Consider the following 11,510-nt stretch of genomic DNA (forward strand, 5'->3'; position numbering starts at 1 on the left):
TTCACCCGTGTATTCGCTCCGGGGACGATCGCGTCGGACATTGTCAGTAGCGTCGGCTTCAGCAGCTCCCGCACGTTCACGAAGCGATGTGGTGCCCAGCAGGGGGACTGGCCCTGCGGCGGGCTCATCGCAGCCTCGGCGCCGAGTCGAGGTCGCGGTACAGCTCGGTGCCGATCTGCCGGGCCGCCGCGAAGCTCGCCCAGGAGGTGAGTTCGATGATCGCCCGGTCGTCGTGGCCCTGGCCGCGGAAGTCCTCGATGACCGCGTCGGTGACCCGATAGGACGCGAGCGCGGTCAGCAAGGCCAGCCGGGCGGCGGGGCGTTCGCCTGCCGGGAGCTCGGCGACCGCCGCCTCCCACCGCGCGCCACCGCCGGGTACGGCCGGGTCGGGTGTCCGGTTCGCAAGCTGGGCCAGCACCAGGCGGCGGGTCCGGTCCGGCACGCTCCGCGCGCCACTGGCGTCGATGGCGGCGGCGGCCCGCGCCAACGCGCCGGCGATGTGCGGTGGTCCGGCGGCCCAGGGGAGGTCGGCCGCGAGCGGAGCGTCGGGCAGCAGGTCGGCGGACCTACCGGGGGCGGAGTGCCTGCTCGCCATGCCACGCATGAGTCGGGCCGCGCCCCGCCGGACCGCCCGCAGCACCGGGGCGGGAGCCGGCGGCAGCGGAGAGTCCCGCAGGAAGACGTTCACCATCCGATTGATGTAGTGGAACGTGACCGCGACACCGATCAGTTCCGGTGCCTGCGCGGGCGGAAACGGCGCCGGTTGGCGCGCCTGGGCCGACGGGTTCCCGCTGGCCCGGGCCCAGCGCGCCAACTCCCGTACGTCGGGGTCGGTGAGGTCACCGACCCGGTCCACGGCGACGGCCCACGCGTCGGGACCACGACTCAGCCCGGCCAGTGCGGCACCGTGCACCTCGACGCAGTACGGACACTGGTTGGCGAGTGATACCGCGGCGGCCACCGCCTCCTTGGCGGACCGGTCGACCAGGCCCGGGGCGAGCATCGTCTCGCGCAGGATCGACCAGCAGGCGGCGAGCGTGTCCGGCGCGGGCGCGTGCAGCATCACCGGTGGCGCGACCATGCCGAAGTCGGCTTCCATCTGCCGGTAGACGCGGGCGGTCAAGCCGGTCGCGGCGCGGAGCGAAACCGGGGCGACGTGGCGGATGTGCGTCACCGACACCCGACGGGTGGCCCGGGCGAACAGGGTTACCACAGACGGACTTCTTTCCACGCGGCATGGGGACGTGGCCTGGTGCCGGCGGACGGCCCGCCGGCACCCGTCAGCTACGCCGAGCGGGCTACCCCGCGTCGGCCAGCGGTCTCACCGTCGGGCGACGGCGCGCCGTAGCGCACCGACACACCGCGCTCCTGAGCGGCGCGGACGATGCCCGGCATGGCCCGCTCGGCCAGGGCGGCGATCGTCATCGCTGGGTTCACCGTCAACGCACCGGGTACGGCGGAGCCGTCGGTGACGAAGATGCCCGGATGGTTACGCAACTGGTGGCCGTCATCCAGGGCGGAGGTCGCCGGGTCGTCGCCGATCCGGCAGGAGGCCAGTGGGTGCACGGTGTACGCACCGACCAGGTCGTTGGTCCAGGGCATGACGCGAGCCAGCCCGTCGCGTTCGAGGACGTCCTTGACCGCGGCGTCGGACAGTGACCAACCCCGCCACGTATTGGCGGTCGGGTGGTAGCGGAGCGGGCCGTTGCCGAGCATCTGCTGCGACAGCCGGTGCGAGTTACCGGTCTCCGGCGGTGGCCCGAAGACGCCCTCGTTGTCGTCCTCGGACATGGTGAAGATGGTGAGCCACGACTGCCATCGCCGCATCATCTCCTTCTTCTCCACGCCGAACCAGGTCGGGCCGGTGGCATCGGGCGCCTGGGCCAGGATCGTGCCCAGGCCCGGCGGGAAATACAGCTGCTCGAGCGAGAAGCGCTCGTACTCCGGGAGGCTGCCGTCGAGCTGGTCCCAGCTCGCCACGGTCGGCCCCCGGCCGATCTGGTAGGCGCCGTAGGCCTGCCCGCCGTCGCGGGTGAGGCCGAGGACCTCGCGCACCCGATCCTCGTCGAAGACAGCGGTGTTGAGGCGCTCGCCGTTGCCGGAGAAGTAGCGGCCCACGGCGTGCGGCATCGGGCCCAGCTGCGGCTCGGAGCGTTGCAGGATCACCGGCGTGGCTCCCGCGCCGGCGGCGAGCACGACGATCTTCGCGTCGATGGTCTGTTCGTCCTGTAGGACCCGGTAGTCGACGTCGTCGACGATCCGGTAGTGCACCCGGTAGCCGCCGTCGTCGTTGCGGGAGAGGTACTGCACCTCGTGCTTGGGCCGGATCTCGGCGCCGTGCGCGATCGCGGCCGGGAGGTAGTTCAGCAGCAGCGAACGCTTCGCGTCGAACTTGCACCCGGCCATCATCCAGTTGCAGTTGGTGCACAGGTCGAGGTCGATCGCGGACGGCGCCGGATTCGCGGTGCGGCCGGCGTGGGCGCAGGCCGCCGCGAAGAGACCACCGGCGAACGGCACCTGCTCCCAGGGCGTGAGCCGTACCGGCAGAGCCTCGGCGACCCGGTCGTACCACGGCTCGAGGGTCTCCCGGCTGATTCCGGCCGGCCACATCCGCCGGCCGATGCTGCCACGACGTTCGAAGACGAACCGTGGCGCCCGCGGCATCGTGGCGAAGAAGACCACGCTGCCGCCGCCGACGCAGTTGCCGCCGAGCACACTCATGCCGTCACCCACGACGAAGTCGAAGATGCGCGTGTAGGACGAGCCGAGCAGGAAGTCGTGGTCGAACTCCTCGGCGGCGAGCCAGGGGCCGCGCTCCAGAACGGTGACGCGCGCGCCGCCGGCCGCGAGATGGTAGGCCGCGATCGCGCCGCCGAAGCCGCTGCCGATCACGAGGACGTCGGTTGACTCGGTTCCGGTCACGCTGGGCTACCCGTCGTGGTGGTGTTCGGATGAAGATCGGCCAGTTGCCGGCCGTACGAGAACTGGGGAAAGCGCCAGACACTGTCGGCGTCGGGCTGGAAGTAGCCGATGGTCATCAATCCCGGATGCTTGGCGGCGAGCGCATCCACCGTGTTCAGGTGCGCGGCGCTGTCGAAGGCCATGTTGCTGAACAACGCGAGGGCCACCCACATCTGCTTCTCCGGGTTCTCCGGAGCGGTGAGTAGCTCGACGAGCGCCGTGCGGTCCGCGAACGACAACGCCACGAATGGCGGCACGTCGGTGTCCAGAACCAGTCCGCGCTCCTGCGCGTACTCGCTGGCGTGGTCGTTGAGGGAAACGGCGAGCGCGTCCAGCGCGGGCGCCATGCCACCGCCGGGTGTTTCCAACAGTTCGATCGCGCCCGATACGACAGCGCCGCCGCCGGGCGCGGCGCCGGCGATGGCGCGGTCGTCGGGCGAACGCTTCTCGCCCGGAATGATCGTGTCGGCGAACGCTTCGATTGTCATTGTCCGCGCCGGATCGGCGTCGAGGGTGTCGGGTTGCACGGCGTCTCTCCCAGTTGATCGTGCTGCCGATTGGACGGGATTGCACGAAATCTTTGGCGGCCGGTGACCGCGGACCAGAGTTGGCGGTCCGTTCGCGATATGACCATCGTGGCCGGGTTAAACAAGCTGACGCATCTCCCGCATTGCGTCACCGGTGATAGCCGCGGTCAGGCAAGCCTGAAGTCGGATCGCTCGCGACTGTTGCACGACAATCGACGCGAGCGCCAGTGCGCACCCACAGTCCACTGAGGAGTGTCGATGACCATCAATGACACCAACCCGGCCACGATGGATCCACTCGAGTTCGCCCGGCTGGTCAAGAAAACTCCGACCGCTGAGTTGCGCCGAATGATGCACAGTGAGCGTCGTGGCCCCGTCCTCGACGAGCTTGTCACCCGCATGCCCGGGGTGTTCCGGGCCGACCGGGCGCGCAACCTCAACGCGGTGATTCACTGGGTCATCGGCGACCGGCCGGACGGCGGTGTGGACACCTACGAACTGGTGATCGCGAACGGCACGTGTGTGCTGTCCCCGGCACCACAGGCGGAGCCCAAACTGACCCTCGCGCTCGGTGCGGTGGACTTCCTGAATCTGATTACCGGAAACGCGCACCCGGTGGCGCTGGTCATGCGAGGAAAGCTGAAGACCAGGGGCGACCGCGCGCTGACCGCCAAGTTCCCCACCCTGTTCGATGTCCCGAAGCCCTGACACCCGATCACCCTCTACACCGTCGGCGCCCCCGGCCTCCGGGGGCGCCGACTGTCGTTGCGGTGGCGACACTAGGCGGCGCGGGCCGCGCGGGCGGCGTTGCCCGGCGCACGGCTGGCCGCGCCGCGGTGCCCGCCCCTGCCGCCGCGCTCGGGTTTGCCGACGCCGGGATCGGCCGGCGCCGTTGGACCGAACCCGTGCCCCTGCGCCCGGGCGCGCGCCTCGACGATGCGCCGGGCCGTCGACCGGATGTCCTGCAACGCCAGGAGGACTGGCGGGTCGAGCAGGCGGAGCGGCCGCAACACCAGCTCGGGCAGGGCGGTCTCGCCATCGTCCCGGACCTCGACAGGGCCGTGTCGCAACACGTACGGCCGGACACCGCGGGCGGAGGGCTCGTCCACCACCCCGGGCGGCAGGGCGTGCACCAGCAGAAACCATGACCCTCCCGGCACCTTGTCGAGCAGGTAGGGGCCCGGGCGCTCGAGCACGGTGCAGCTCACCGGCCGCCCCTCGGGGATCTGCTGCGGGAACAGACCGATGAACGTGTGGCCGAGCGGCGTGTCCGGAGCCGAGATGAAGCCGCTGACCGTCGCCGATGGGCTGCTCGCCGCGTCACACTGATTGTCGACGGCGATCTGCGGCACGAAACCGCCGTGCCGACGAAAGGTCGTTGGCGGTACGCCGACACTGCTGGTGAATCGGGTGCTGAACGTGCCGACGCTGTTGTAGCCGACCCGGTGACTGATGTCAATGACATTCAAGGAGGTTGAGACGAGGAGTTTCTTCGCCTCCTGTAGCCGCATCGCCGACAGAAATTTTCCCGGCGACAACCCGGTGACCCGCTGAAAGATCCGGGAGAAATGAAACTTGCTGAACATCGCGGTACGGGCGAGGTCATCGATCGTGAGCGGTTCGCCGAGGCTCTCCCTCATGGACCTGATCACTCGGTAGACCGCTTGCTCGACTGCCTTGTCCATATCGCCTCCCCGGTTCCCAAGGATCACTCTCGGGGTAGCGTGCTACACCGCAGCATCCGCACATGAGCGCAAACACGAATCGGGCTCGCAGGGCCTGGGAAGGGGCCGTCGCCACCTGGTGGCGAACTCCCACGGCCGCCTGCCACCCACCCAGTGAAGTCTGTAATCCGACTGACCCGGGCGCATCTCTACGATTGCCCTCACGCGCGGTGCGGTCGCCTGTCCGCCCCCTTCCGGATGGCGATGATAGGCACGTGCGGGTGGACGGCTGAATCTCCGGCACAGGGGCGGAACGGGCGCATGTGTCGGCAGCCGTGCGTACCCGGCAGAGGGTGCAAGAATGCCGCGCGGGGACCGCGCGGCATCCAATGGAGCTGGCCGAGTCACGGTGATCGGCTGACCCCCGTGCCTGAACGTCGTTGATGTCAGCTGGTCGCGGCATCGAGGTGGTCGAACTGACCCGGCCGGCGCCCCGACCCGGCCGGTCCGCGGTACGCCTGCGCGATATCCAACCAGGACTCGGCGTCCGGTCCGGTCGCGGTCACGGCGAGGTCGGCGCGGTGCCGGCGGCGGGTGACCAGCAGGCAGAAGTCGACCGCGGGACCGGTGATCAGTTGCGTCGCGTCGGCCGGGCCGAACCGCCAGTGCGCGCCCGACGGCGCCGTCAGGTCGAAGCCGAACTCCACAGCCGGTGGGGTGAGGTCACGGGCGAGGTAACCGAAGTCCCAGACCCGCACCGCGAACGCCACCAGGACACGCAGCCGGTCGGTGTACGTCCGCCGCACACCCAGCGCGTCGGCGATGTCCTGGCCGTGCCCGAACAGTTCCATCATGCCGGCGGCGGCGAGTACGCCCGGCGGCAGTGGCCGGACCAACCACGGCACCGGCTGATCCGGCGGTGCGGCGGCGAGCGCCTTCTCGGCGGCGGCCCGCACGGTGCGCCACTGCCCCAGCAGAACCTCGGGCGGGTCGTCGAGGAAACGCTGCATCGCACCCCGCACGTTGGCGTCGAAGTCCGGCGTGAGCTTCGCGGCGATCTTGGCGAAGCTCGTCGGGTCGGCCGCGGCGGTACCAGCCAGATGGAACGTAGCCGTGAGGTGGGCGATCTGGTGCGTGATGGTCCAGCCCTCGGCGGGGGTGGGCAGCGCCCACTGGTCCGGCGTCAGATCTGCCACCAGACGGTCGACATCGTCGCCGTCGGCAACCAATGCGGAGATGATTTGCTCATGCTCGGGCAAGAAACTGTCCTCCCTGGATAGTTAGCGCGTCCGGCTTCGCAAATAAGTGCGAACCATGACTGAGCGCGGCCTCTATCAGCATGACCGGGCATCGTCGGCGTTCATCTCCGTCCGTGCGCACGTCATCCGCCACGGTTGGGCGTGAAGTTTTCCGCTTCCGCAATTCGCCGCCATTGCGCATTCCCGGAGGCGCTCTCGTCGGCCGGCCCGGCCCATGCTGAGGACATGGCCAACCCTCCGCTTCCTCGATTGGAACCGCCACTCCCGACCCCGCCCTGGTGCCTCACCGCACCACGGTCGTGAGACCAGGTCATGGTTGCCAGGCGGGTCATCTCCTCCGTACTCCAGCGGCAGGTCAGGTACATCGACCCGGTGCCGCCCACGGCCGCTACCGGCCTTGTCGCCGAGGTCTACGCGCAGGCCGCCGACGAGATGCGGGTGGTGATCCCGCCGATCCTCGCGCAGTCCCCGTCGCCGCCGTCGATGGCCGCCTACTGGATGCTCACCCGCGAGACGCTCAGCGCGGCCGGTCGGGTCGACCGCGCCCGCAAGGAGGCGGTCGCGGCGGCGGTGTCGGTGGCCAACCTCTGCCCGTACTGCGTCGACATGCACAGCATCGGCCTGTACGACCTGTCCTCGGAACAGATCGCGGAGGCGATCGTCGCCGACCGCGCGGCTGAGGTCGCGGACCCGGGGCTGCGCGCCGTGGCCAGCTGGGCGCGGGTCGCGCACCAACCGGACGACCCGGTCGTGCGTCAGCCGCCGTTCTCCACCGCGGAGCGACCGGAGCTCGTCGGTGTGGCGGTCACGTTTCACTACCTGACCCGGGTGGTGAACGTGTTCCTGCCAGGGTTCCTGGTTCCTCGCAGATTCGGTCCGGCTGCCCAGCGCCGGTTCAAGCGTGGGTTGAGCCAGGTCATGAATCCCCTGTTGCGGGAGTCCCGCCTGTCGGGTCGGGCGCTGACGCTCCTGCACGACGCCCCGCTGCCGGTGGACGCGGCCTGGGCCCAGGGACACCCGGTGGTGGCCGCGGCCGTGGCGCGTTCCTTCGCGGCGTTGGACGGCGTTGGTGCGCGGGCGCTGTCTCCAGCGGTGCGGCATCTGGTGGGCGAGCGCCTGTCGACCTGGCGGGGTGAGGAACCCGGGCACAGCCGGGAGTGGTGCGAGCGGCTGATCGCCGATCTGCCCGAGGCCGACCGTGCCGCCGGCCGGCTCGCGCTGCTGACCGTCTTCGCGTCCTACCAGGTCGACGAGAACGTGGTCGCCGAGTTCCGGGCTCGGGAGCCGAGCGACGCCGCGCTGGTGGAGGTCGTCGCGTGGGCTAGTTACGCGGCTGCCAGGCAGGTGGGCGCGGGGCAGGTGACCACCGGGGACAGCGCATTTCTCAGGTAGAGCTTCCAGACCGAGAACAACAGGCAATGCCGACATGTCGATGTATGGGGGAGAATCGTGCCGACCACGCTCGGATCACTAAAACGGTTGGTGTTGACACCCTCGCTCCGCGAGGTGACTTTCGAACGTCGCGGTTTCCCGGGCGCGTCGTCGTCGGCGCCGAGCCCTCTCGAAGCGATCCCGCAGGCGGTGATCTGCGGCTTCGAGTGGGGGATCGACGCCCACGACCAGTGGGAGGTGGAGCGGCGGCTCAGCCTTGTCGAGCCGGAGCACCGTGGGTTCGCCTACGAGGGCGCCACCATGGCGTTCACGGTCCTCGACGCGATGCGAGGGGGACGTGGGCACCGCACCCGTGACCTGCTCCTCGGACCGGGCCAGCCGCACATCTTCCTGGCCTACATCGGTATCGGCTTCGCGATGGCGAAGCTCCCGCGGATGCTGTGGAAGGGGATCGTCCCGGACCTCAGTGGGACGCCGTACCACCCGACGATGAGCTGGCTCGCGGTCGACGGCTACGGCTTCGACCTGGCCTTCTTCAAGACCGGCCGGTGGGTCGACGAGCAGCGGGTGCCCGCGCCATATCCGTTCCAGGGAAGTCCGGACTACTTCACCCGCGCCGTCGACCAGGGCATCGGCCGGGCGTTGTGGTTCATCCACAACGGACGCGTGACCGACGTGGCCACCGCGGTGGAGCGCTTCGCCACCCAGCGGCAGGCCGATCTGTGGAGCGGAGTCGGGCTGGCGGCGACGTTCGCCGGCGGTTGCGCTCCGAGCGACCTGGCCACGCTGCGGCGTCTCGCGGGCCCGCTGTGGACAGAGGTGGCACAGGGCTCGGTCTTCGCCGCCAAGGCGCGCCACTACTCGGGTACGGTGCCGCCGCACAGCGAGACCGCGATCGCGGCGCTGGCCGGTCTCACCGTCGAGAAGGCCGCTGTGCTCGCCGACGACGTCGCCGTGGTCGAACACGACGCGGACGCCGGACCCGCGTACGAGCAGTGGCGTCAGCGGATCCGCACCGCCGTCGCGGCATCGAGCCCGCACGGCGCGCGCTGAGGCTGCTTGTCGCCGCCGGCGGCGGATGTGCCCCGCGACGGAAGGTCATGGTACGGATCCGCTGAACGGGGCACCGGGATTTGGCACCGCATCGCCGAAGGTGTGTGCGTGTCACCGACGCCGCAAAATTGAGAAGCAGGGGCTGGGCGCGGTCGATCGAATTGACGACGACCGCGTTCGGCCCCACCATTCCAGACCGGCTCTGCCGAAGTCTCCCCGAGACATGAGCGAAGGCCCCTGAACGGTACGGGGCGTTACCGCACGAGCCGAATCGCCATCATCGGTATGGCGTCTCGAACCCCGATGGCACATCTTCCGGGAGCCTTGGATAAACGCACCGGCAGTCGTAGCGGTGCGTCTGCCCGAGGGTGACGGATGCGATGCTCAAGGCACGACGGCGGTCAACAAGAGGCGAAGCGATCGACCGGTGCCGGCCAGTCGCCGGCACCGGTCGTGTGGAGCGGTCGTCGCCTCAGGCGGCTGCTCAGGGAAGGCTGACCTGCGTCGCGATGAATTCGGCCAGCTCGGGCACGATAGGGCCGGCCGGCTGAGGCATCGGCAGCTCCACCACCTGGTAGGCGTCTCGGTTGAGGCCCTTGACCTCGACTGTCGAGGGGGAGTCGGACAGCACCGTCACCGCCGCCCGACCGAGGGCGCCCTCGATGGACGTGTCGTTGCGGCACGCCAGCAGGAAGGCGAGCCAGCCGCGGTACCACACGATCAGATCCGAGAAGGCTCCCATCGTGCCACCGAGGTCCCGGTTGGCCGCCAGCGCGGTCACCTCATCACGGAAGACCTGCTCCATCGCGGCGACGACCGTCGAAGGGTCCCCGTCCAGGTCCGGGCACGAGCGGGTGGCCGGGCCGAACTTCGAGAGGTACTCGTCGAACTTCTCCTGGACGAGCTCGTCGTCGGGCCATCCCGGCTGCACCAGCAGGGCGGTGACCGGACGGCTGGACGCCAACATGTCCGCGACGCGCAGGGAGAGCGCCGAGGAACTGCAGTGGCCGATCACGAACACATGGCCGTTGTCCGCGCCGGACCTCAGGAATTCGTCCACACAGGCCGCGGCCAGCTCCGGCAACGGGATGTAGAGGCGCGTCCCACTGAGAGCGCCGATGGGGTCGATCTGGAAGACCGGCCTGCCCTGAACGTTCTCGCTGAGCATCTCGCTCAGGCGCGGTGCCATGGACAACGCCTGGAAGTCGGCGACCAGGATGGGATTGGCTTCGCCGCCGCTGAGCCGCTGGAGAAACAGTTCGTCGAGGTTTGCACGTGTCATGTCGTCCCTATCCGATCGTGTCACCGCGCGGATACGCCCGGTTGCCGCTCATGGCCATCGTCCCCGCGCCGGCGCGCAGGTTCTTGTCGAACAGTGCGGCCTCGTACAGGCGTCGGCCGCCCCGCATGTCACAGTCGGGCGAGTAGGTCTCTGGTGAAGAGGTCCTCCGGCGAGAGGATGCCCGCCACCACGCTGAAATAGCGTTCGGTGAGCTCCGGCGAGTCCTGGATGGCGCGGAGGAGGGTGAGTAGGTGGGGGTCGGGGTCGAGGCGGGCGGTGACCAGGTTGGTGTGGTAGGTGGGTTTCATGTGTTGGTCTCGGGTGGTGGCGTAACGGCCCAGGGCAGCGCGTTGGCGGACTGGGTCGTTGATCGTGGCTGTCGGGTCGTCACCGTTGTTGAGTTCGGCGGCGAGAAGTTCTGACTGGTGGAACGCGTCGGTGATGCCGTGCGCGTTGATGGAGTCTTTGTGGTGGCCGGCGTCGCCGACGAGTGCCCAACCGGGGCCGTGAGCCTGCCGGAAGAAGTTACGTTGGTCGCCGGTCCCGTAGAGGCGGTCTTCCATGGTCGCTTCGGTGAGTCGCTGCCACAGCGGAGGTGCGGTGGCTTCGATGTTGGCCAGGTAGGCGGCCTTCGGATCGCGTCGTACCTGGGCGAACTGGGCCTGGGGTAGGTAGGCGGCGATCAGGGTGAGGTTGTCGTGCGTGCCTACCGCGGCGACCCAGCCGCCGGGACGTTCGTAGATCTCGAAGTCGGCTGGTATGCCTGACCAGTAGGTGTAGTAGACGCAGGTGAGGTTCGGGTGTTCCGCGTAGAGGGGTGCGTCGACGAGTTTGGCGACGGTGGACCGCATGCCGTCGGCGCCGATGACGAGGTTGGTGCGTTCGGTCGTCTCGGTGCCGTTCGTGGTGCGCAGGCGGACGCCGGTCACTCGGCCGTTCTCGGTGGTGAGACCGGTGACCAATGCGTTGTCGCGGACCTCGACGCCGGCCGCCCCGGCGGCCTCGGCGAGGATGGTGTCGAGGATGTATCGACGGGGAGCGTAGGACCCGACCACTCCCGGCAGCGTCGGCGCCGGCCCGCGCAGGTAGATGTCGGCGACGCGGTAGCTGACGGTCTGTAGCGGGGGACAGCCGGACCGCTGGACGTGGTCGAGCAGGCCCCAACGGGCGAGTCGTTCGACCCCGGATTGGTGGATGTACAGGGTGGACAGGGTGTCGCAGGGGAACTTGGTGCGGTCCAGCAGGAGCACCCGGTGCCCCGCTCGGGCGAGCAGGAGCGCCGTTGTGGCACCCGCGCACCGCGCCCCCACCACAATCGCGTCGTAGGTCACCACTCCATCGTCAGGCCGTTCATCAGCCCGACCAACTTTGC

Annotated in this window: 10 protein-coding genes; 3 read left to right on the forward strand and 7 right to left on the reverse strand. The window is 69.4% G+C overall.

Going from position 1 to position 11,510, the window contains the following annotated elements:
- Positions 1-124: 124 nt before the first annotated feature.
- The 3 genes from AB0J33_RS06955 to AB0J33_RS06965 all read right to left on the reverse strand — a co-directional run bounded on the left by AB0J33_RS06955 (position 125) and on the right by AB0J33_RS06965 (position 3,449).
- Complete coding sequence (locus tag AB0J33_RS06955; protein ID WP_363610748.1) at positions 125-1,213, reverse strand: carboxymuconolactone decarboxylase family protein; 1,089 nt, start codon at positions 1,211-1,213, stop codon at positions 125-127.
- 71 nt (positions 1,214-1,284) lie between these two features.
- Entirely contained in the window at positions 1,285-2,922 is a 1,638-nt protein-coding gene (locus AB0J33_RS06960) for a GMC family oxidoreductase (RefSeq protein ID WP_363610750.1), read from the reverse strand.
- A complete protein-coding gene (locus AB0J33_RS06965; protein WP_363611359.1) occupies positions 2,919-3,449 on the reverse strand; it encodes a DUF5987 family protein in 531 nt (176 codons plus the stop codon). The genes AB0J33_RS06960 and AB0J33_RS06965 overlap by 4 nt, the downstream gene beginning before the upstream one ends.
- Positions 3,450-3,746: 297 nt before the next feature.
- Here AB0J33_RS06965 and AB0J33_RS06970 point away from each other — a divergent pair, with 297 nt between their 5' ends.
- Positions 3,747-4,196, forward strand: a complete 450-nt coding sequence (locus AB0J33_RS06970) for an SCP2 sterol-binding domain-containing protein (protein ID WP_363611361.1) — start codon at positions 3,747-3,749, stop codon at positions 4,194-4,196.
- Positions 4,197-4,267: 71 nt separating this feature from the next.
- Here AB0J33_RS06970 and AB0J33_RS06975 read toward each other — a convergent pair whose 3' ends face one another.
- Positions 4,268-5,200: a helix-turn-helix transcriptional regulator gene (locus AB0J33_RS06975; RefSeq protein ID WP_363610752.1), complete on the reverse strand. Its 933-nt coding sequence runs from the start codon at positions 5,198-5,200 to the stop codon at positions 4,268-4,270.
- A gap of 398 nt (positions 5,201-5,598) precedes the next feature.
- On the reverse strand, positions 5,599-6,411 hold the full coding sequence (locus AB0J33_RS06980) for a TIGR03084 family metal-binding protein (protein ID WP_363610754.1): 813 nt from the start codon (positions 6,409-6,411) through the stop codon (positions 5,599-5,601).
- 312 nt (positions 6,412-6,723) lie between these two features.
- Here AB0J33_RS06980 and AB0J33_RS06985 point away from each other — a divergent pair, with 312 nt between their 5' ends.
- Together AB0J33_RS06985 and AB0J33_RS06990 are read left to right on the forward strand one after the other, a co-directional pair.
- A complete protein-coding gene (locus AB0J33_RS06985; RefSeq protein WP_363610756.1) occupies positions 6,724-7,803 on the forward strand; it encodes a carboxymuconolactone decarboxylase family protein in 1,080 nt (359 codons plus the stop codon).
- Between the two features lie 57 nt (positions 7,804-7,860).
- Positions 7,861-8,856: a DUF1702 family protein gene (locus AB0J33_RS06990; protein ID WP_363610758.1), complete on the forward strand. Its 996-nt coding sequence runs from the start codon at positions 7,861-7,863 to the stop codon at positions 8,854-8,856.
- Between the two features lie 484 nt (positions 8,857-9,340).
- On the opposite strand, the gene AB0J33_RS06995 is transcribed toward AB0J33_RS06990, so the two are convergent.
- Positions 9,341-10,138, reverse strand: a complete 798-nt coding sequence (locus AB0J33_RS06995; RefSeq protein ID WP_363610760.1) for a hypothetical protein — start codon at positions 10,136-10,138, stop codon at positions 9,341-9,343.
- A gap of 128 nt (positions 10,139-10,266) precedes the next feature.
- Positions 10,267-11,469, reverse strand: a complete 1,203-nt coding sequence (locus AB0J33_RS07000; protein WP_363610762.1) for an NAD(P)/FAD-dependent oxidoreductase — start codon at positions 11,467-11,469, stop codon at positions 10,267-10,269.
- Positions 11,470-11,510: the final 41 nt, after the last annotated feature.

It is taken from the genome of Micromonospora sp. NPDC049645, assembly GCF_040675155.1.
Taxonomy (GTDB): Bacteria; Actinomycetota; Actinomycetes; order Mycobacteriales; family Micromonosporaceae; genus Micromonospora.